The sequence below is a fragment of the Stanieria cyanosphaera PCC 7437 genome (genome assembly GCF_000317575.1).
In the GTDB taxonomy this organism is placed as follows: domain Bacteria; phylum Cyanobacteriota; class Cyanobacteriia; order Cyanobacteriales; family Xenococcaceae; genus Stanieria; species Stanieria cyanosphaera.
Window position 1 is genome coordinate 232,750 of record NC_019765.1, and the last position, 22,643, is coordinate 255,392.

15 protein-coding genes and 4 pseudogenes are annotated in these 22,643 nt (G+C 38.9%); 12 read left to right on the top strand and 7 right to left on the bottom strand.

Annotated elements, in window-relative coordinates; all coding sequences use genetic code 11:
• Window positions 1-31: 31 nt before the first annotated feature.
• The 7 genes and pseudogenes from STA7437_RS27815 (at window position 32) to STA7437_RS23240 (ending at window position 11,841) form a co-directional block, all read left to right on the top strand.
• On the top strand, window positions 32-6,562 hold the full coding sequence (locus tag STA7437_RS27815; protein ID WP_407696436.1) for a PKD domain-containing protein: 6,531 nt from the start codon (window positions 32-34) through the stop codon (window positions 6,560-6,562).
• A gap of 269 nt (window positions 6,563-6,831) precedes the next feature.
• A pseudogene (locus STA7437_RS25980) lies at window positions 6,832-7,679 on the top strand (IS630 family transposase).
• 19 nt (window positions 7,680-7,698) lie between these two features.
• Window positions 7,699-8,166 carry a hypothetical protein gene (locus tag STA7437_RS23220; protein ID WP_041620457.1) on the top strand — a complete coding sequence of 156 codons (468 nt, stop codon included), beginning with the start codon at window positions 7,699-7,701 and terminating at the stop codon, window positions 8,164-8,166.
• 15 nt (window positions 8,167-8,181) lie between these two features.
• Window positions 8,182-8,913 carry a pentapeptide repeat-containing protein gene (locus tag STA7437_RS23225; RefSeq protein ID WP_015212071.1) on the top strand — a complete coding sequence of 244 codons (732 nt, stop codon included), beginning with the start codon at window positions 8,182-8,184 and terminating at the stop codon, window positions 8,911-8,913.
• Between the two features lie 5 nt (window positions 8,914-8,918).
• Window positions 8,919-10,988 carry a WYL domain-containing protein gene (locus STA7437_RS23230; protein ID WP_015212072.1) on the top strand — a complete coding sequence of 690 codons (2,070 nt, stop codon included), beginning with the start codon at window positions 8,919-8,921 and terminating at the stop codon, window positions 10,986-10,988.
• 68 nt (window positions 10,989-11,056) lie between these two features.
• Window positions 11,057-11,539 carry a hypothetical protein gene (locus STA7437_RS23235; RefSeq protein WP_322785868.1) on the top strand — a complete coding sequence of 161 codons (483 nt, stop codon included), beginning with the start codon at window positions 11,057-11,059 and terminating at the stop codon, window positions 11,537-11,539.
• Window positions 11,540-11,625: 86 nt separating this feature from the next.
• Window positions 11,626-11,841, top strand: a complete 216-nt coding sequence (locus tag STA7437_RS23240) for a hypothetical protein (protein WP_051036139.1) — start codon at window positions 11,626-11,628, stop codon at window positions 11,839-11,841.
• A gap of 36 nt (window positions 11,842-11,877) precedes the next feature.
• Here the strand turns inward: STA7437_RS23240 and STA7437_RS25985 are convergent.
• Both STA7437_RS25985 and STA7437_RS23255 read right to left on the bottom strand, forming a co-directional pair.
• A pseudogene (locus STA7437_RS25985) lies at window positions 11,878-12,581 on the bottom strand (transposase).
• A 339-nt stretch (window positions 12,582-12,920) separates the two neighbouring features.
• Window positions 12,921-18,134 (bottom strand): nSTAND1 domain-containing NTPase, encoded by a 5,214-nt coding sequence (locus STA7437_RS23255; RefSeq protein ID WP_015212076.1) that lies wholly within the window; start codon window positions 18,132-18,134, stop codon window positions 12,921-12,923.
• Between the two features lie 202 nt (window positions 18,135-18,336).
• On the opposite strand from STA7437_RS23255, the gene STA7437_RS23260 reads away from it, so the two are divergent.
• Together STA7437_RS23260 and STA7437_RS23265 are read left to right on the top strand one after the other, a co-directional pair.
• The gene (locus tag STA7437_RS23260) at window positions 18,337-18,624 is read left to right on the top strand and encodes a type II toxin-antitoxin system TacA family antitoxin (protein ID WP_015212077.1); all 288 of its coding nucleotides are present in this window, start codon (window positions 18,337-18,339) and stop codon (window positions 18,622-18,624) included.
• The gene (locus STA7437_RS23265; RefSeq protein WP_015212078.1) at window positions 18,611-19,105 is read left to right on the top strand and encodes a GNAT family N-acetyltransferase; all 495 of its coding nucleotides are present in this window, start codon (window positions 18,611-18,613) and stop codon (window positions 19,103-19,105) included. Before STA7437_RS23260 ends, STA7437_RS23265 begins: the two co-directional genes overlap by 14 nt.
• A gap of 50 nt (window positions 19,106-19,155) precedes the next feature.
• Here STA7437_RS23265 and STA7437_RS23270 read toward each other — a convergent pair whose 3' ends face one another.
• From STA7437_RS23270 to STA7437_RS23285, 3 genes and pseudogenes are all read right to left on the bottom strand, one after another.
• Window positions 19,156-19,497, bottom strand: a complete 342-nt coding sequence (locus STA7437_RS23270) for a WD40 repeat domain-containing protein (RefSeq protein ID WP_051036140.1) — start codon at window positions 19,495-19,497, stop codon at window positions 19,156-19,158.
• A gap of 19 nt (window positions 19,498-19,516) precedes the next feature.
• Window positions 19,517-20,220 (bottom strand): annotated as a pseudogene (locus STA7437_RS25990) (transposase).
• Window positions 20,221-20,529: 309 nt separating this feature from the next.
• A complete protein-coding gene (locus tag STA7437_RS23285) occupies window positions 20,530-20,874 on the bottom strand; it encodes a 4a-hydroxytetrahydrobiopterin dehydratase (RefSeq protein WP_015212080.1) in 345 nt (114 codons plus the stop codon).
• A gap of 130 nt (window positions 20,875-21,004) precedes the next feature.
• On the opposite strand from STA7437_RS23285, the gene psb34 reads away from it, so the two are divergent.
• Both psb34 and pgr5 read left to right on the top strand, forming a co-directional pair.
• Window positions 21,005-21,175, top strand: a complete 171-nt coding sequence (gene psb34, locus STA7437_RS26330; protein ID WP_015212081.1) for a photosystem II assembly protein Psb34 — start codon at window positions 21,005-21,007, stop codon at window positions 21,173-21,175.
• A 57-nt stretch (window positions 21,176-21,232) separates the two neighbouring features.
• Window positions 21,233-21,430 (top strand): cyclic electron transport protein PGR5, encoded by a 198-nt coding sequence (gene pgr5 / locus STA7437_RS23295; protein WP_015212082.1) that lies wholly within the window; start codon window positions 21,233-21,235, stop codon window positions 21,428-21,430.
• Between the two features lie 186 nt (window positions 21,431-21,616).
• Here pgr5 and STA7437_RS23300 read toward each other — a convergent pair whose 3' ends face one another.
• Window positions 21,617-21,841 carry a DUF1816 domain-containing protein gene (locus STA7437_RS23300; RefSeq protein WP_051036141.1) on the bottom strand — a complete coding sequence of 75 codons (225 nt, stop codon included), beginning with the start codon at window positions 21,839-21,841 and terminating at the stop codon, window positions 21,617-21,619.
• A 209-nt stretch (window positions 21,842-22,050) separates the two neighbouring features.
• On the opposite strand from STA7437_RS23300, the pseudogene STA7437_RS25695 reads away from it, so the two are divergent.
• A pseudogene (locus STA7437_RS25695) lies at window positions 22,051-22,279 on the top strand (short-chain dehydrogenase); the annotation flags it as partial.
• Between the two features lie 11 nt (window positions 22,280-22,290).
• On the opposite strand, the gene STA7437_RS23305 reads toward STA7437_RS25695, so the two are convergent.
• Entirely contained in the window at window positions 22,291-22,635 is a 345-nt protein-coding gene (locus STA7437_RS23305) for a DOPA 4,5-dioxygenase family protein (RefSeq protein WP_015212083.1), read from the bottom strand.
• Window positions 22,636-22,643 lie beyond the last annotated feature (8 nt).

Sequence of the window (22,643 nt, forward strand, 5' to 3'; positions counted from 1 at the left end):
AATAGACGGCATAGAAAAAGGTTTAGATGCGTTGTTAACCTCCGATCCCTTAAGAGCGATCGCCAACGGAGATTTCAGCATCACCGACACAACATCCGACACCTTTGCCTGGAATACTCGCGGGGATAGCAACATCGAACAGGGTCAAGCAGTACTCACCGAAGACTCACCCTTCCTCAGTAACTTCACTCAAACCTTCACCATTCCAGAGGATGCCAAGACTCTACAATTTACCCTAGTAGATACGGAACTCGGAGCAAGCGAACTCGCACCACCAGATGCTTTTGAAGTCGCTCTTTTAGATGCCAATACAAACGAACCCCTAACCACTGATACCAACTTAAGTAATACCGATTCTTTACTCAACATCCAAAATGATGGCACGACTTACTTCAGCAACAACGTTAGAATCGGCGGTGCCACATCAGGACAAATAATCGATCTTAATAACTCCCGTACCATCACCATCGATATCTCCCACCTCGCACCAGGTACGGAGGCAACCTTATACTTTGACCTCCTTGGTTTCGGAGATGCCGATTCTCGCGTAGTAATTGATGACATAATTCTCTCCGACCAAAACCTTTTACTACCATTCGCTAATCACGATACCGCCACCACCATTCAAGGGCAAGAGATCGAGATCGCGATTCTGGATAACGACAGAGATGATGACGGTACAATTGCGCTCAACTCCGTCCAAATTCAAACCCAACCCGATCGCGGTACGGCGATCGCTCGTCCCGATGGTACAGTCTCTTATATTCCAGGTACGGGTTTTGCAGGTACTGACACCTTTACCTATTTAGTCTCTGATAACGACGGACAACTATCCAACCCCGCCACCGTTACCGTAACAGTAGATAATGTCGCTCCCACAATTACTGATATTCAAATCCCAGACAACATTACCGAAGGTACGGAAATCGAGCTAGAAGCGATCGCTACTGACTCTGGAAACGATCCCTTAACCTACAAATGGGAATTTGATGACCAGACAACACTGTTCGGGCGAACGGTTGTTCGCACCTACGTGAATAACGGAACATATACAGGTACAGTTACCGTCACCGATACTTATGGTGGCAGCGAGACCCAAACCTTTACCGTAACGGTAGATAATACCCCACCAATAGTAGATGCAGGAGCAGACAAGACTACCAACGAAGGAAAAGCGATCGCCTTGACAGGCAGCTTCACCGACGCAGGAGTTAACGATACCCATACCTACACCTGGGATTTGGGAGATGGTAGCGACTTAATTACTGACACCACTACCCCAACCCACACTTACACCCAGAATGGTATTTACACTGCAACTTTCACAGTTACCGATTCAGATGGTGCGGTTTCTAACGATACTGTAGAAGTAACAGTTAATAACGTCAATCCCACAATTGAATCTTTAACTGGCGATACTAATCTTGATGAAGGGGATACTGCTAACTTCTCTGCCACAGCAAGTGATCCAGGGGATGATACCCTAACTTATATCTGGGATTTCGGCGACGGTAATCACTCAACACTCAACAGTAATCAATCATCAGTTTCTCATACATACACCCAGAATGGTACATATACCGTTACTCTTACGGTTACTGATGATGGTGGCGCAACCGCACAAACCCTAGAGATTACCGTTAACAACGTTGCTCCTACAATTGACGAGATCGATGGCAAAACCACTGTAGATGAAGGAGAAACAGTTAGCTATCGCGCGATCGCCACTGACCCAGGAGATGATGAATTAATTTACACCTGGAACTTTGGGGATGGCAGTGATGTGGTGACGGGAGAAACCGTGACTCACACCTTTGCTAATAATGGAGTTTACGAGGCAACCCTCACCGTCGAAGATGATGACGGCGCAGCTACTACTCAAACTATTACTATTACCGTCAACAACGTCGCTCCCATTATCGAGACAGAAACCACCAAAACCGCTGATGAAGGAGAATCTCTTGAATTTTTAGCCACCTTAAGCGATCCAGGAGACGACGAACTTACCGTTACCTGGGACTTTGGCGACGGCAGCGAATTTGTACAAACCAACGGGAGTTCGCCCCGACAAGATACTCAAACCCATACCTATGTCGATAACGGTAACTACACTGCCACTGTTACTGTCACCGATAGCGATGGTGCAGAAACTACTTCTAGCATTGATGTCACCATTAATAATACTGCTCCTGTAATTGATAGTCTCACAGGAGACACCAAGATTTCGGAGGGACAAACCGCTAACTTTAGTGCTAATGCCACTGATGCAGGTAATGATGAATTAACTTACAGTTGGGACTTTGGCGACGGTAGCGATCTCGTTACGGGAGTTGATGTCAATCATATATTCGCAGATAATGGCAACTACACAGTTACTTTAACCGTGACAGATGATGACGGTGCAGCTACTTCTCAGACAATAAATGTAGTAGTCAATAATGTCACACCTGTAATTACATCGTTAACAGGTGATACCGAGATATTGGAAGGGGAGGTTGCAGAATATAATGCGATCGCCTCTGATAACGGTAACGATACATTAATTTATACTTGGAACTTTGGAGATGGAAGCGACACTGTAGAGGGACAAAATGTTACTCATGTCTTCACAGATAATGGCAACTACACCGTAACCTTAACTGTGATAGATGATGACGGCGCAGCTACATCTTCTTCACTAGATGTCACAGTAAATAACGTTATTCCTGCCATTACCTCTTTAACTGGAGATACGAATATCAATGAAGGCGATGAAGCTAGTTTCAGTGCAATCGCGTCTGATGATGGAGAGGATGAATTAACTTACAGTTGGAATTTTGGAGACGGTACAGATGTAGTAGAAGGAGAAAATGTTACTCACGTATTTACAGACAATGGTAACTATACCGTAACCCTTACCGTAACTGACGATGACGGTGCAGCTACATCCTCTACATTAGATGTAGTAGTAAATAACGTAATGCCAACAATTACTTCAATTACTGGTGATACCAATATTAATGAAGGAGAAATAAGAAATTATCAAGCGATCGCTTCTGACCTTGGAGATGATACATTAACCTATACCTGGAACTTTGGCGATGGAAGTGACACTGTAGAGGGACAAAATGTAACTCATGTATTTGCAGATAACGGCAACTATACAGTTACTTTAACTGTCACAGATGATGACGGTGCATCTACTTCTCAGACATTAGATGTAGTAGTGAATAATGTAACTCCTGTCATTACTTCGTTGACTGGAGATACCGAGATAAATGAAGGAGAGATTGGAGAGTATAATGCGATCGCTACTGATAGGGGTTCAGATGAACTAACCTACAGTTGGGACTTCGGCGATGGAACAGATATAATTGAAGGAAGTAATGTCACTCATGTATTTGCAGATAATGGCAACTACACAGTTACTTTAACTGTAACCGATGATGACGGTGCATCGACATCTCAGACATTAGATGTAGTAGTAAATAACGTAACTCCCGTAATTACCTCCTTAACAGGTGATACTAATCTTAATGAAGGAGAAGCTGGTAGTTACAGTGCGACCAGCGAAGCTGTTGCCTTCGGCACCGCCTCTGACCCTGGCAACGACACTTTAACTTACACTTGGGATTTCGGTGATGGAAGTGACACCGTAGAGGGTGAAAGCGTAACTCATATCTTCGCAGATAATGGCAACTATACCGTAACCCTTACTGTAACTGACGATGACGGCGCATCCACCTCTTCTACCTTAGATGTCGTAGTAAATAACGTCACTCCCGTCATTACCTCCTTAACTGGCAATACAAATATCAATGAAGGAAAAATTGGTTCTTATCAGGCGATCGCTATCGATAATGGTACGGATGAATTAACTTATACCTGGAACTTTGGCGATGGAAGCGATACGCTAGAAGGAGAAAGCGTAACTCATATCTTCGCAGATAACGGCAACTATACCGTAACCCTGACAGTAACAGATGATGACGGTGCAGCAACATCCTCTACACTAAATGTATTCGCAAACAACGTTGGGCCTGAGATTGTCAATCTTACCCATTCAGAACTATTAGAAAAAGGGCGAGTTCTCAACTTTAACGTTACTGCCACCGATGTAGAAAACGATCCTTTAACTATCACATGGAACTTCGGTGACGGCAGCGCAGAAGTAACGGGAGCGTCGGTTACTCATCGTTATAACGATGATGGCAAATATATCGTTACCGTAACAGCAAGAGATGACGATGGTGGTATTACCAGTAACAGTTTTGAACTTTTCGTCGAACAAGTATTTAACATCAAAGCAGAAGGAATAGTGACTATTAATGGCAACAGCGATCTCGATGGCGAACCTTCCCGAAGTGACGACGACACCAAAATTTATGCTGGGTTAGGATTTAATTTAAATGGCAATTTAACTCTACCAGTACAACGAGATGCAGCAGGCAATCTCATCCGCTCTGGGAATAAACTAATATTAGTAGATCGAGCAGTAACAGTAGCACCTGGTTATCTATCCAGTAACGCTTCTAGTAATAACAAAAATAAATATGCCAATCTCATTCCACCACAAGTAATCGAACCTTTGACGGTAAACGTTCCCGAATATAACAGTTTAGTTACTCAAAAACTAAACCAAACTATTCCCGCAGGAACACCAACTATAACGTTTAATACCGCCCAAAATCCACTCAATAATAGTACCGATTGGCTACAAAAATTCCCCGCATCGGGTTCGACAAATGTTCCCACTGTAGTCAGAGTAATTAATGGCGGATTAAACATTCCTTCAGGAGTCAATTTAAGTAACTATGTCATTAAAGTAGATTCAGGAGATATTAACTTTAATGGGTCGGGACACAATTTAACTAACGTTATCCTGCAAACTAATAACGGCAATATCAATTTAGCGCAAATCAACGCCAATAACTTAAGCTCCTTTGCCTCTGGTTCGATTAATACCAATAGTGGCGCACGCTTTGTCGGAAATTCTTTATTAGCTTCTGCTAATCCCAACGGTAGTATTAATTTTAATGGTGCGACAACTAATATTGATTCTTCCAGTAATTTAAAAGTAATTAGTAGTGGCAATATTATCTTTAATGGTGCTGCTGCTACCAGGGGTGAGTTAGTGGCAGGTAAAAATCTCACTCTCAATGGTAATAGCGATCTCTACGGAGAGATTGCAACACGAGGTAATATTACGATTAACGGTGGAATTAATTTAATTAAACCAAACCCTACTCCCGTTTCCACTCAATCCATACCTAACTTTTCACCAACTCTAACAAGTTTCTCTGGCGATACTATTGTAACCACTAATACTCCTGTCAATTATCAAGCGGTAGTTAACGATGTCGATAGTCGCTCTTTAGATGTTACTTGGAATTTTGGTGATGGTAGTCAACCGATTACACAATCAGTTAATAATTCTACTGCTGGCAGTAAAAACGTCGATGTTATTCATACTTTTACGACGGAAGGAACCTATCCAGTTACCGCAACTGTTAGTGATGGGGAAGGTGGAATTACTTCAAATGAGGTAAAAGTAACAGTTGATTCTCCAGTTGCTTCTTTACCTGAAGGTTTGTACGATCTAGCTTTGACTGGGGGTATGGCAGGTTTGAGTCAAGTCGGTGGAGAAGAAGGTTCTACCGTTGAATTGAGTTTTAATCTTGTTGGTGCTGACGCTTTTTATGAATCGGAAGTGGGAGTACTGATTTTTGATAATTCTGTAGGACAAATTGACGATTTACTACCATCAGATGTTGGTTACGTCGAAGCTGCTTTAACTAGTAGTAATAAACAGATTTTATTTGAAGCAGGGCAGAAAGTCGGCACGCAGAAGAATTTAACTTTAACTGCGGGTCAATATGTAATGTTTTATCTGGTTCAAGATGACAGTAGTAGTAATTTAATTGCCGACGGTTTTCAATCTGCACCCGTATTCTTCTCAGCTTTTGCCGACCTTCTCAATCAAGATAAATTCAATCATTTTCAGACCGATACACCTAGTGATGGCGAACTTCAATTGGCAATTGAAGATTTAACTGGTGGTGGCGACGAAGATTTTAATGATGTGGTTTTATCGGTAACTTCTGCTGCTATAGTTATTCCCGGTTCGATTGGGGAAACTGTCGATGCTATCGTAACTCTAACTGGCAAAGAAGCTGTAATGAATTCAGAAATTGGACTGTTAATTTTAGATGAGCGCAGTGGAAGAATTAATAATTTATTACCTACAGATGCCGATTATGCTACTACTGCTTTAAGCGAGCGAGCTATCCCCTTATTTACTCCTAATTCAGCAGTAGGAACGAGTTCTACGGTTAGTTTAGAGGCTGGTAAGTATTTGGGTATTTATCTAATTGCTGGTGGAACGCTCTCAGATTGGTTGCTGATCAATTCTGGTAATTTAAATGATACTTTACCCCAGGCTTTCTTCTCAACTGTTTCGGCTAATCCCGATGGAATTAATCATGTCAATCGATTTGGTTCTGGTCGATTTGCTTTAGAAGACTTGTGGTTGGGTGGCGATCTCGATTTTGATGATGCTTCAATTCAGTTGCGATTTAATTAATTGGTTAATTGATTTTCTGCTTTGAGAAAGTAATTTGAATTTTTGGCGACTAAATTATGATGAATGAAATAAATGAAATCGCTCTCTCTAACAACTGGGAAGTTATATCAAGTACGGATAATTAATTAAAATAGAATGGCATCCATTTGTGTAAAGTAAAAGTAACAGTGCCAAAAAAACTCTCTCTCGCCCAGCATTTATAGTCATTTTAATTAAGGATGAGACAAATATAACGTAAATTGAAATAGGATTTTAGCCAACTTATACTAATGCCTTACAGTCTAGATTTAAGAAAAAAGGTAATTGACTATGTGGAAAGGGGAGGAGGTGTGACCAAAGCGTCCCAAATTTTTCAAGTGTCGAGAGCATCAATCTACCGCTGGTTAAATCGGAAAAATCTCGAAGCGACTAAAGTTAAACGTCGCAGACGAAAATTGAACTGGGAAGCATTAAAACAAGATGTTAGAGAGAATCCGCAGCAGCGATTAATAGATCGAGCAATCAAATTTGAAGTTCAACCTTCAGCTATACTATATGCTCTGCGTCAAATGAAGATTACCAGAAAAAAAAACAACTACGTTATCGAGAAAGAAGCCGACCAGAAAGAATCAAATATTATCGAAGACTAAGAGAACTAATCCGAGTCTACGGTAGTAAAAGTCTGGTTTTTATCGATGAGTCAGGATTTGAACCAATTCAAACTTGTATTTATGCCTGGTCAGTAAGAGGACAAAAAATTTACGGAGAAAGACAAGGTAAAAAAGGGGTTCGGGAGAATTTGTTAGCAGCTAGAAGAAAAGGGGAAAAAGATTTAATCGTACCGATGATTTTTACAGGCAGTCTCAATGCGGAAGGGTTTGAAGGGTGGTTGAGTAAATATTTATTGCCATCGTTAACCAGACCATCAGTGTTAATTATGGATAATGCACCAATTCATCGGAAAAGTGCCATCAGACAACTAGTAGAAGAGACGGTGCATCAAATAATATTTCTGCCCAAATATTCTCCTGATTTGAACGATATTGAACACGATTTTAGTGCTTTGAAACGAAAAAGAATGTATGCATCTTCAGCTACATCTTTGGATGATATTATTCGCGATTATTGTACAACTTAGTGTCTCTTTCTTATTTGAAATGACTATATCTCAGTACTTACGTTCTGCTAATTGCGGTCAATTGTCTTCGGCAAATCTTCGTCAAGCCTGGAGACAACCCGTAGCGATCGCAGGTGATGAGGGGTTAAAGCTACTTACACAAAAACTACAGAGTCAAGTCTCTCGACTCGGTACTAATATTCATTCTCTACTTGAGTTAACCCGTCACTATTGGGGGAATACTAAACCAGAACATTACCTCGATAGTAATGGCGGGTTGGAATTGTATTCAATGGATGAATCTACCATGATTCTGAAACTATCTCGTGATTTGCTTTATTTCCGTCGCTATATTCAAGAACAAGCTCAAATTAGCAAGATCGAGCGCGATTTATTCCGCGTTTACGAATCTGCTGTTTATTTTCAACGTTTACATCAATATCTCGATACTTTGCCAGAGACGGCTAACAATTTAATCGACACGCTCTCGTCTCGTTGGGCTAGATAAAAAAGGAGAAAATTAATGCCGATTATTGGATTGCATCACTATAAACTGTTATTCAAAGATAGACTCAGGCGTAGCGAATTTGAAGAGCAACATAAAAATGGTCGCAGAGATTTTCGATATTGCATCTTAGAAGATGTCGACTTACGTTGCTGTCTTGCTGGAATTGATGTTCGTTATGCAGATTTACGTCAAGTCAGAGATATACCAAATGTGATGATTAAAGTCAATCTTACCGGCGTTAATCTCGAAGGGGTTAATTTACAAGGCATTAATCTCAGTCATTCTGTTTTGGCTGATGCTAATCTTAAGGCTGCTCAATTTAACGGGGCTAATTTAGAAGGAGTTTCTTTGAGTCGTGCTATTTTAGAGCGAGCTTGTTTTGATTATGCCTGTCTTAATGGTGCTAATCTTACTCAAGCCAAGTTGAAGGGAGCCAATCTCAATCACAGTTATTTAGTCGGCACTAATCTGACTCAAGCTCAATTAAAAGGCTGCAATTTAGATCATGCTAATTTAGAAGCTAGTAATTTAACTCAAGCAAATCTAGACGAGGCGAATTTAAGCTGGGCAAATTTAAATGCTGCTAATTTAACCAAAGCTAGTTTTTGTAATTGTAATTTAATTTTTGCCGATCTAGAAGGTACCGAGCCGAAAAAAGCCAATTTCAAACGCGCTACTACTAATTCGATGAGACTTCCTTACGGAGTAACCCTTACTGAAACTGCATTTTGGAATCATAAATCATAAAATCGATGAGTGAACCTGTACTGTGTCATTGTTTAATTGGCATACCCGGTAGTGGCAAATCTACCGTTGCCAAACACTTATCTAAACTGATTCCGAATGCTGTAATCGTCTCATCAGATCTGATTCGCTTCCAAGTTTATGGAGATGAAAATACCCAAGGAGACTGGCAATTAATCAATCAACGAGCGAGCGTACAAATTCGAGCAGCTATAGCTGATGGCATACCAGTTATTTATGATGCTACCAACGCCAAACGAGCTTGGCGAATGTCTTTTTTAATGCAACTACAAGATGTCAATGCCGAGTGGTTGGGTTGGTGGCTCAAAATTCCCGTAGCCAAGTGTCAACAGTGGAATAAACAGCGCGAGCGTAGAGTGCCGAATGAAATTATCAAAACTTTTAATACTAATTTACAAAAGTTTCCCCCCATAACAGCAGAAGGTTTTGTAGCTATCAATGAAATTAAATATCATCAAAATAAATTAATTCTTGAAACAATACCAGCCCAGATTGATAATTTAACCAGAAGGCGAATTAACTCTAAAAACCGTGTCAAAAATTACGAACTGCATCAATATTCGCGTTTATTAGATTTCGACCGCTTAATGCATTTAATCGCTCTAATTCTGCGCTATCCAGGAGTAGGAAATTTACAACAATCCGCTCCTCAAGTATTAGAAAATATTTTAGGTAAAGTTCCTATTTTTACTTCTTCTGTGGCAGAAATTAGTGCTTTAATGAGTAAAATTTCTGGGGAAATATATAGCGACCGAGTTGCGTTAGAGCGAGATTTATTCTGGTTAGAAACTAATGAAATTTTAACCCTTAACTATACCTGCAAAGAATTAGAGTTAACTTCTTTGGATGCACCCGCTTTAATTACTCACGCTTATTCAGACCGCGAACCTTTCACAAGATTAATCGAAACAATTCGTTTTATTCTGCATAATCCCCTACTTTTTAATCCCGAATCCGGTAGTTTGCCAACTTTAGTTTCCCAATTAAAAGCAAGAGGATTAGTTCACGGAAAATGCCAGAGTATCATTCGTAAAGATATTGAAATAGTTTTAAAACCCTATCAGATTTTACCCGAGGGACAAATGAAAAAAGGTTATTTTGCTGGCAATGCAGTTTTTTCTAACTACGAGCTAAAAACTATATTCGACCGATTAATTATTCCCAACCTGAAACATATAGAAGATCCCGTTTATTTAGATATTTATCAAAAGCTCAAAAATAAAATTGATGCTAGTAAATTATACGAAAATTCGGAAAAATCTTATCCCGTTCGGGCAATGAAAGATACGAGTATTGTCGATACGAATAAACTAATTAAATTGAGTAACTTACCCCTGCTGTATAAAAATCTAGAAATTTTAGAAGATGCGATCGCGACAGGTAAATTACTTAAATTAAATTCTATTCAAGGCAGTGCTTTTTTTGCCGATAATGTACGAGGAAGTTTCGAGGCATATCCGATTCAATTAGTTTTTCACGATATTGCTTGGTATTTGGGTTTTGAATACGCACCAAAGGAAAAAAACGCAGGATTATTAAAATTTGAACGTTTAGATCGTTTGACTTTAGAAGGAGTTTTTGAAGCTCGCAGCCAATCACAACAATTAAAATCACTCCATAATTTAATTGAACTTTATCGTGCCACTCCTAGTCTATTTATTGGTAAAACTGTCGAACAGCAACAAAAGTTTTTAAATACAGATAAACAGCAAGATTCAGACATAAAAACCACGGTTAAATTATGGTTTAAAGATGAGATTTTTCGTTTTATTGCTGAGGGAACGAAAAGATATCCTGCTTCTAATATGAAAATGTCTCCTCCTAAAGAAAGAGAAAGTTTTTATAAGATAAGTTTTGGTCAGATTTTTACTTTAAAATCTTCTGACGATCCTAATTTTCCCAATCGATTGCACTTAAAATTGCCTCAATGGTCTTTAGAAGATGTCTATCTAAAACGCTGGATTTTAGGTTTTGATGGTGATGTCAAAGTAGTCGCTCCCCCAGAATTAGTCCGACAAATTAAGAATTGTGGTGAGGCGATCTCCAATAATTATTAAAATATTTAATCCCATTGTATTAAATTAAAAAACGGGATCGCATTCGATATATGGAAATCGCGTATAGTATGTCAGTACCTAGTCAGAATTACTTTTTTAAAGCTAGTATCCCTGCATCGAGAGAATTAATAGAATGGGATAATCAAATTAAAAAGGAAGCCTCCCGACTGGATACCCGTGAAACTTCCTCAAGTAAAAAACCTAATCCCAGTATAGCAATGAGTAATATACAGATAGAAACCGATCTAGCAGAAATACTCAAAGAAATTAAATCAGACCAGAAAACAATGTTAGAGGAGATGCGCTCTGGTCAAAAAGAAATACTCAAAAAAGTCAACGCTCTTGAGGTAAGCCTGGAAACAGTAAAAGGCGACATCAAAGCTATGGATGAAAGATTATCTGGTCAAATTAAAGCCTTAGACACCAAAGTAGAGCAGCTAGACAAAAGAGTAGGTAATCAAGAGTTTACCAATCGTGGAATATTGATTGGTTTAATTGTAGTCATCTTAGGTGGTGCAGCCAAATTTTTCGGAATAGTAGGTAATCCTTAATTTCTAATCATCATAGGTAGGTTATTTTTTTTTAGCCTACTTATATAACAAAATGCCCTATTCATTCATTTAAAATTACCTCTGGAATGCTAAAGGCAAAACGAAATGGTACTCACATCGGTCGTCCCAAAGGTGAAACTGAATCTACAAAAAACTTTCTCGCCAAACCCAAGAATAAAGCGATCGCGCTTTGTTTAAAAAAAGGGTTATCTCTGCGTCAAACTGCTAAGGAAACAAGAGTGTCTGTCAATACCGTCAGAAAGGTGAAAGCTGCTTTAGAGAGTGGTTCTACAATCAATTAATGACCCTTTAATATCAAGTTCGGATGAACAGTTGAATTAAACGGCTCTGGTCATCGGCCACCAATGATAGCAAGTCAATCCTTTGACCAAATCATGTTGCTTTAATAATTTTTGACATCGAAGCACTAGTAACTCTTCAAGCTCAGATAGCGATCGCGGAGTATGATTAGCGACGACTTCATTTGTCAAAGGCCATAAACGCTCTGCTGGCTGTAGCTCAGGAGAATGAGCGGGTAGATAAAAAAGGTCTAATCCTTCTGGTAATTTCAATTGATGAGAAATATGCCAACCTGCTTGGTCTAATACTAGTAATACTCTCTTATTGCGACTGAGTTGGAATTCACGAGCAAAATCTGCTAAAACTCGATTAAACATGTGATTTCACTCATCCATTCAGCAACTTTTCGACCATTCCATAGACCTCCATCTGAAGCAGGATTAGTTAATACTTGATGTAATTGGCCTTGCTGTATATCGTTTAGCAACGGCTCTTTCCCTCTATTTGAAGCTCTCAAATCCCCTAATCCTTTTTCTCCTTGGCGATTATATCGATTGATTAGCTGGTAAATCCAAGTTTGACTATATCCGGTCATCTCTGCTACTTGTTTCGGAGTTTTGCTCGTCGATAGCAACCAAATTATTTGATAATGGCTTTTTTCGATTACATTTCTAGCATTACGATACTTATCCCGTAGCTCTTTTGGACTTAAATGCTGGGCGAGAGAGAGTTTTTTTGGCACTGTTACTTTTACTTTACACAAATGGATGCCATTCTATTTTAATTAATTATCCGTACTTGATATTATTACCGTTTGAATCGGTTTAATCATAGTAGGTGATTCTAATGAGTAAAAGTCCTACGGTTTTGTTGTGAAAAACATTAAACTGAGAGAACTTTTGCAACTCAAAGAATACTAATGTGACTACCAAATCAAGGTAAATTATCTTTAAATAAACCTGGGTAAATTTTAATAAAAACCTTTTTAAACGAAGTAATAAATAGTGGTAAAGTCTAGATTAGATATGGATTTAGAGAGATGTTGTTGATTAGATATTGTTAAAACGTAAGGACTAATTTATTAAATTCCATCGCAGATATGGTGATCGTTTTCGCTAACATTGGGGTTATTGGTTAAGTAATCTCGCGCCCAATCACAACCCCGTGTAAGTAAGTCATCTAAATCTAAACTCCAAAATTTTGCTGTGCGATCGTAACTACCAGAAATCAAAGTTTTACCATCTGGACTAAATACTATTTGATTGACAGAAACAGAATGTCCTAAAAGTGTGTGAAGTAATTCACCATCAATACTCCATAGTTTAATTGTATTATCCTGACTAGCAGAAGCGATAATTTGATTATCAGGACTAAATATTATCTGATTGACAGTTGATGAGTGACCATTTAGGGTATGAAGTAATTTGCCATCTTTATTCCAAAGTTTTATTTCTTTATAATTACCAACAGCAATAATTTGGCTATCGGGACTAAAGACTATGTTTTCAATTGTTCGATGACCGTTTAGAGTATGAAGTAATTTGCCATCTTTATTCCAAAGCTTTATTTCTTTATAATTACCAACAGCAATAATTTGGCTATCGGGACTAAAAACTACTGTCTTACCCTGAAATGTATGGAGTAATTTACCGTCTTTATTCCAGAATTTGATTTTTTTACCAGTTACAGAAGCAATAGTTTGACCATCAGGACTGAATAATACTTTGGTAACGCTTTCTGTGTGTCCAGTTAATGTGTGAAGTAATTTACCGTCAATACTCCACAGTTTAATTGTATTATCCCAACTAGCAGAAGCGATAGTTTGACCATCAGGGCTAAATGCTACTCCAGTAACGCCTTTTGTGTGTCCAGTTAAAGTATGAAGTAATTTACCGTCAATACTCCACAGCCTCACTGTTTTATCCCAACTAGCAGAAGCCAAAATTTGGCGATCGCGACTGAATGCTATTTCAGTTATGACATCTGTATGTCCTTTTAAAGTGTGTAATACCTTTCCTTCGGGACTACAAAGTTTAATTATTCCATCACTAATGGTAAAAGGAAGTATAACTTTACCATCAGCATTGAATGTTATCTCGTCTACATAATATCTACTACCGCACTCCACTGTATTTATTAAAGGTTTGTCTAAATTCCAAAACCTAAGCGTGCCATTCTCGCTAGCAACTACGAAAGTTTTGTTATCAGGGCTAAATGCCATTGCGCTTACAGAGGAAGAAGATGTATCGCCAGCAAAGCTATAAAGCAAATTTCCTTCAAAATTGCGAATTTGAATGGTGTGGTAGTCAGTAGCAGAAGCAATCATTTTAGTATCAGAACTAAAGGCGACTCCATAAACATAAATGTTACCTACATCTTTAGTTAGGCTTTTCAGTAACTTTCCTTCAAGATTCCAAACTTTGACTGCGTTATCTTCATTTGTAACTGTATTATATTGATCTACTGTACCTTCCCAACCAGCAGAAATGATTGTTTGACCATCAGAACTAAATAACACTTTCTCAACCGAACGACCGTGGGCTTTGAAGCTACGAATTAATTTACCTTGAAGATTCCAGAGTTTAATTGTGCCATCTGTACCTCCTGAAGCAATAGTCTGAATATCAGGACTGAAAGTGATGCTTTTAATAGAGTCGGCTTTGACAGAGATTTGATGACCAGTTAATGTATGAAGCAAATTTCCTTGAAGATTCCATAGTCTAATTGTGCCGTCAAAACTTGTAGAAGCAATCATTTTACCATCGGGACTAAATGCTACTCTCTGAACCCAATCTGTATGACCAATTAAAGTGTGAAGTAACTCTCCGTCAGCATTCCATAGTTTAACTGTTCCATCTCGACTTGCAGAAGCAATGGTTTTATTATCGGGACTAAAGGCTACACTTCTAACGTCGCTAGTATGACCATTTAAAGTATGAAGTAATTTTCCTTCTCTGTTCCAAAGTTTAACTGTATTATCTAGACTAGCAGAAGCGATTATTTTGCCATCGGGACTAAAGGCTACACTTCTAATCAGATCGGTATGTCCTTGTATTCGATTGAATTCTCTAATTTGATAAAGAACATTGTGCAATCCTCCTATTAATTTAATTTTTGTTTGATTATCTACACCGAATCTGTTGTTTTGAATTTTTCTTCCTATTTTTAACTTAGTTAGTAAAGACTCAAAATTTTGGTTTAATGCTAATTGTGCTTCAGAAGTATTAATTAAAGCATTGATTTCGTTAATGTTAGATTGATGTCCTTTCCAAATAGCAACTCCAGTCAAACCTATAGCTACTATAAAAGCGATCGCTAAAAATTTAGCCCGTCTTTGGGCAGTTTTACGAAGTTTTATTTCTCTTTCTAGACGTATTATCTCTGCTTTCTTGAGGCGATCGCGTTTCTCAATCGATAACCCCATAAATTGATGCACTCGTGTTGGAAGTTCATCGGGGTTATTAATATAAAATTCTTCGTATTTAGCTAAAGCAGCTTCGGGCAACAAAAAACCATCTTTTTGGCTACTGTGTGTTTGTTCCCATTCGTCTGTTTTCTGTTGAAGTTCTCGCATCAATCGCAAGCGATCGCGATTTTTATCCAGCCACCACCTTAAAGTTTGCCAGTTACGAATCAGGATTTCGTGAATAACTTCTACGTTAACGTCATAATTGCTTGAAATAAGTAATTTTTGGGTTGTTTCCTCCAAATTTTGGGAGCAATCTTGCGAGTTACTCGCATCGACAGCAATGTTATTTTCTTCCAAGCTAACCACAATCAACCTCGCCTCGATTAAAGCCTGGAGAGTCGATTGAAATAATTGGCGACTAGCTTGGTCTTTATCGTACTTAGAAACCAACAATTGCGAGCGCAGCATGGGGCGACGGGTATCTTCTTTTCCCTCTCCTAATTGAACTAAGGATAAGAAAATCCATTGAGCGCATTCTTGTTGAGCTTTGGTTAGGCTTTGATAAGTTAAATCGGCTTTTTTCTCTAGGATTTTGGCAATTCCGCCGATATGTTGTTGGTAGTCTTGGAGGGTTAAACTACCTGGGGTGCGTTTGCACCATAATTCTTCTAAGGCAAATTGTAAGAGAGGTAGGCTTCCTGTTTGAACTTCTTCCACCAGAACATTTACTAATGCCTCTTCTACTGTTAAACCGACTTGACGGGCGGGTTGGGTGATGATTTGGCGATATTGGTCTTCGGTGAAGTAAGACAGAACTAAGATATAAGATTGTTGGATTTTTTTGGCTAGTTGGGGAAATTCCGCACATTCTTGGGTAAAGTCATCCCGTAGAGTAATTATGACTTTCAAACAATCTGAGGCGCGATCGCTGAGGCTTAAAATGAAATCGAGAAATGTATGGCGATCGCTGTCTGGGGTTAAATTAAATAGTTCTTCAAATTGATCGATAAGTAATACGGATATTGGCTTGGACTGTTGCTGTAACCAAGAAATAAAAGCTTCTACCCCTGCATGAATTACTCCTTCTAAAACCTCTGAATCATTGGGTGCAATACTTTTAGCCAAAGCAGAAATGGGATTATCCCCAGGGAGCATTACCCAAGTTTGACAAAGTTGTAATTGGTTGGTGCGATTGCAATATAGTCCTTTGGTTTCTAGTTGGGGTAAGACTCCTGCTTGCACCACGGAAGATTTACCACTCCCCGAAGCACCTAAGATTGCTAAGAAAGAGGTGTTTTTTAACTGACTGACAATTTTTTGAGTTAAGGCTTCTCTACCGTAGAAGAAATTACTATCTTGCTTGGTAAATGCCAACAAACCCTTATAGGGACAATAATTAGCATCAAAAGTAACAGGCGATCGCTCGACTTGGGGTAAGAGGATATCTAATACTTCCGTCGCCCCCGAAAGCCAAGATTTTAAAACTATTTCTGGATTTAATTGACGGGCTTTTTGTAATTGGGTAATTAATTCCGCCACCCAAAATTCACGATCAAAGTCGGCTGCGGTTTGTAAGATGGCTAGCAGTTGAGCGATGAATTTCCCTTGGTTTCCTGTTTCGATAGTAGCAGCAATAATACTCTGATTGCTTTGGGCATTAGGCTGGAGGATATTTAAGCAATTATCGAGGTTGTTTGCCCCATAACCATCAATAATTACAATCTTGGAATTGATGGAAGATTTATCTAGCTGAGATTTTAGCCAGTTAAAAGTAATATAAGCCGAGTCATTCAGCCATAATTGATAGACATTTTTATCCGTCTCGACAATCTTCCCTGCCAAATAAAGCAAGACGGTTTTACTTCGATCCGACTGCAAACAAGATGCGATCGCGGTTTCTAATTCTTCTTCCTGTTTGGCTTCGGGAAAACAATAATCTACCCTAAAACCACCTTTGCCTTGAAGGATCTGACAAAGATTTACTGTAGATTCCGAAAACGCCAGGGTTTTAATAACTAAAGCTTCCCTTTCAGTATGATTAACCGCCCTGCCTAAAACAATATCCGCCGAACCTCGGAAAATCTGTTGGGGAGTTTGAGAACGTTTGGGTGGAGTTGGATTAATAACTATTCCCTTATCGGACTTCACCCTGGTAGTTTCTAGGTGTTGGGGACTATTCCAGTTATCGAGATATTGCTTCAGGCGATCGCGTACATACTTAAATAACTCCTTAACTTCAATTATGCCCTCTGGATCTGCTGCCTTGCCCCGCAAACCTTGAATTAGATAGTAGGTAAATAAACCATGACCTAATTCAGGGATTTCCCAAGAACATTCGTGGCGATCGCACGATAATATAGCCGAGAAATTCTGACTTTGTTCGGCTTGTTCTTTTAAAGCATCCAATAATTGAGCGTTAGGATTACTATTACTCTGAATATTGAGCTTTTGCTGACAGGCATCCAACCAGACAACTTGATGCTTGGCTTGGCACTCTGTTAATACATCTAAAACCGTCTCTAACTTTAATCCCGTACCTGCCAAATCTGCCAACTCGGTATCGGCAACGCATAAGATGGGGTTGTTATCGCGATCTAGAAAACCATGTCCTGAAAAATAGAATAACACCGTGTCTTCAGCTTGGGCATCGCCAAACTTTTGAATACTGGTAATAATCGAAGCTAATTCGGGAGAATGAGACGCACCATCATAATGAGCGATAATTTCTGTCCCGTGAAAGCTTTGGGTAGCAATCTTTAAAGCTTCCATCAAACCCCGACAGTCATTAGCACAAAACTTTAAGTCTTCAATATTCTCATCTTGATATTGAGTAACGCCGATTAAAACGATCCAGAGTTTAGAAGATGCTGCTGTAATAAGAGACATTATAGTTTAGATAATTGAAGTAATCGCGGTTTCGGACTCCAACCAAATGATATAACGGCGAAAAATCAAGATAAATCAAACCTAAATAAAATTAAATAAAAGATTATGATTGATCGGGTTCGCAAATTGCTAGAATTTACTGTGGTGACATTTTGTCACCAAACTTGCTTATAATAAGATTGTAATTTCATCCTCGATTGTCATGTCTAGTAGCACTAAAAACGATGCTCGCGTAACGGCGAGGATTCCTCAACAAATCAAGGAAACTCTAGAACAAGCTGCTATTTTATCTGGTGCAACCTTAAATCAGTTTATTGTGGGAGCAGCCCTGAAAGAAGCCCAGCAAATTTTAGAAGCAGACAGAGCGATCGCGCTATCTCAAAAAGATGCAGAGAAGGTATTTTCGCTCTTAGAAAATCCCCCAACCCCTAATGAAAAATTGAAAGCTGCTGCTGCCAAACATAGAGCATTTTTTCATGAAACTCATTGAATTGCTCGATGTTTCTCACGATCGCGATAATTTTGATTGCGGTAGTGAACCTCTCAATCGTTATCTCCAGCAAACAGCCAGACAACACAATACAAAAGGAATCGCTCGTACTTTTGTTTTAATAGATTCAGAGCAACCTCAGACAATAATTGGTTTTTTTACTTTAGCTCTTTGTGAAATTCGCGCCCAAGAATTACCGAATAAGTGGAGTAAGAAATATCCTTCTACAATTGCAGGAGTAAAATTAGCCCGATTGGCAGTGGCTAAAACTTCTCAACGTCAAGGAATTGGCGAGATTTTGATGGTAGAAGCCATGAAACGAGCCTTAATCATTGCCGATAATGCGGGAGTTATCGGCTTGTTTGTCGATGCCAAAGATGAAGCAGCAAAAGAATATTACCATCGGTATGATTTCATTAGTCTTGAAGACAATCCTTTGAAAATGTTTTTGCCACTAGCAACAATTAGAGAAATTCTCTAATATTGGCGATCGCTTTTTTTGACAATTACTGTAATTCTAATCATTGGTTTTTAATCGCAGATATGGCGATCGCTTTCGCTAACGTTGGGGTTATTGCTTAAGTAGTCTTGCGCCCAGTCACAACCTCGTGTGAGTACATCATCTAAATCTAAACTCCAAAGTTTGACTGTTTTATCACCACTAATAGAAGCAATAGTTTGACCGTCGGGGCTGAATACTACGTTCTCGACAAAATCAGTATGACCATTAAGAGTAGCGAGTAATTCTCCTTCTCTATTCCAGAGTCTTACTGTTCTATCGTAACTAGAAGAAGCAAAAATTTGTCCATCTGGACTAAACACTACGTTATGAACCGACCTAGTATGACCATTAAGAGTAGCGAGTAATATCAAGTTCGGATGAACAGTTGAATTAAACGGCTCTGGTCATCGGCCACCAATGATAGCAAGTCAATCCTTTGACCAAATCATGTTGCTTTAATAATTTTTGACATCGAAGCACTAGTAACTCTTCAAGCTCAGATAGCGATCGCGGAGTATGATTAGCGACGACTTCATTTGTCAAAGGCCATAAACGCTCTGCTGGCTGTAGCTCAGGAGAATGAGCGGGTAGATAAAAAAGGTCTAATCCTTCTGGTAATTTCAATTGATGAGAAATATGCCAACCTGCTTGGTCTAATACTAGTAATACTCTCTTATTGCGACTGAGTTGGAATTCACGAGCAAAATCTGCTAAAACTCGATTAAACATGTGATTTCACTCATCCATTCAGCAACTTTTCGACCATTCCATAGACCTCCATCTGAAGCAGGATTAGTTAATACTTGATGTAATTGGCCTTGCTGTATATCGTTTAGCAACGGCTCTTTCCCTCTATTTGAAGCTCTCAAATCCCCTAATCCTTTTTCTCCTTGGCGATTATATCGATTGATTAGCTGGTAAATCCAAGTTTGACTATATCCGGTCATCTCTGCTACTTGTTTCGGAGTTTTGCTCGTCGATAGCAACCAAATTATTTGATAATGGCTTTTTTCGATTACATTTCTAGCATTACGATACTTATCCCGTAGCTCTTTTGGACTTAAATGCTGGGCGAGAGAGAGTTTTTTTGGCACTGTTACTTTTACTTTACACAAATGGATGCCATTCTATTTTAATTAATTATCCGTACTTGATATTAATCATCCACTGGTCAACATTTTTGTCGCAACTATTCAAGGCTGGCAGAATGCTGAGTGAATCTGAATAGCGATCGCCAGTGGTCAGAGTAGAAGCGATCGCGTCATTAAAAAATCTCGTTATATTCCCAAACGGTTATTGGCAAGAGTGGAGAAATTAGAGGCGGAGAAAGTAGCAGTGAGAGAAATTTTGGTAGTGTTGGGGGTTAAGCAGTAGGACGGAAAGTCTACGGTTGGCGTGTAGCTTTAAAGTTCTTTGAATAAAAGATCGGTTTTGGCTGCCATAATAAAATCATTATGATGAAGTCCTCCAATGGCGTGAGTCCACCAGGTAACGGTAACTTTCCCCCATTCCGTAAGTAACGCAGGATGATGTCCTTCTGCCTCGGCAATTTCTCCTACCAGGTTAGTAAAAGCTAATGCGCTTTGAAAATCAGGTAACTGATAAACTCTTTGCAAATGTAATTCCCCGTCAGTCTCAATCACATTCCAGTCGGGAATTTGAGTTTTATATCTCTTAATTTCTTCTTCTGTAGCTGGAGGCAAACTTCCCGTACAGGGAACGCATTTTTGTTCTAGTAATTCGGTCATGATTCTTTTCCTTTTTGATTAACTATCTTTATTGATAGTATAAAAATCTCTTTGTCAAGATATTCTTTACAAAACTAAATAATATTGTTACATTAGTTTACATAAAGAAAAAATATAAGGAAATAACGATATGTATACCACTCAATTAGACAACGGAACTCTTAACAACTACGCTGTTGAACCTAAAATGACCTATCAAGAATATCCAACAGTATGGGAACAAAAAAACTATCTCAAACAAGGAGCGATCGCTGCTTTCCTCGTTACAGCATTAGTTTTAATTTCCTTTGCAATCAGCTAATCGTTTGAAGTAAGCCAATTTTTATAACAACTTTTAAGTGAGGTCTAGAAGATAACCATGTTTGCACCAATGGTAGTTTTGGTTCGTAATCGTTTGGGTAAAACTAAGTTCGATCGGCTTCGCGGTAAAGCGATAGCGAAACACTCTCAAGTCATTACGGCGGTTTGTAATCGCCTTGGTATTGAAAGAACAACTAGACAAAACTTAATTAGAACTGCTCGCGACAATGGCAAAAAGTTAGGTTTACTTGCTTAAAATATTTTTTTTTTCATCTTTCGTCAACATTGATTTCTCCTAATGAACCTTGGTAGCAGTGCCGAGGTTTTTTGCTGTTTGAGTTAAAGATGAAACTGAAGAATAAGCAATCGCCCACGTTGAGATTGACAATAATATTTAATGGAAATAGCCCCTAAATCTTCAGGGGCGGATGGTCAAGTCAAGTTATGCACTAATTGGTTCTACACAAACAGTTAATTGCTTGGGTTGACATCTATTAATCTGAATATCAATTATCAAACTTCCTTCTCGGCTTAAATCTTGGATATAACCGTTTCTGTGTCTTACAGCCTCGTAATAGCTCTCAAAGACTCCAAAATAATAGATGTACATGGGTTGAGTTGTCGAAATTTTTATCCACCAACCAAATTCTGGTATTTGTTGATTCATAGTCTTTCAGAGGAATGGTACGACCAAGATAAAGATAAGCGAGTAATTTTGGGGAAAGCTTTTATGCTTTGATTATAGAGTGATTTTAAAAAGACACTGACAAGAGCGAGATGATTGGTAGGAGCGAAGATGTTTGAATTAATTCTGCTAGTTACTGGCAAAATGATATTTAACTAAGAACTACTATTAACAACGTCACGAAAAACAACATGGGTACTTATTTAGTAACAGGAGTAAATCGAGGCATTGGCGATCGAATATTGTCGTCAACTTAAAGACAGAGGCGATAATGTTATTGCTGTCTGTCGCTCAGCTTCAGAGGAATTAAAGAATTTAGGCATATCGGTAGAAACGGATGTAGATATTACCTCCGATGAGTCGGTTGCCAACTTAGGAACAAGACTCGATCGCCAATCGATTGCTGTTTCGATTACAGACTGCTTACTTTTTTACTTAAGCACCTCAAGTTTTAAAGCCTGTGGCTCTCCCATCCACGAGGCATAATCGGTATGGTCTTTAAGATCGTTTCCAGTCAGGGGATGAATCAAAATCGTCAGACCCTTTCTATTTAAAGCCAGCCAGGATAGTAAATCTACATATTCATTACGACCGAAAGCAAGCTGACAACTCCAACTCGGATGTGGACCGATCGCTCTATGGTGCATCCGACCGACAGTGACCCCAAATAATTTACCAGCTTCTTCACACAAAGCTTTGGCAAGCTCGACTGTTGCTTCGTCAAAGTAAATGTGAGCGTGATAACCCTTGATTAAACTAATATCTTGAAATTCCATTTCTCTTT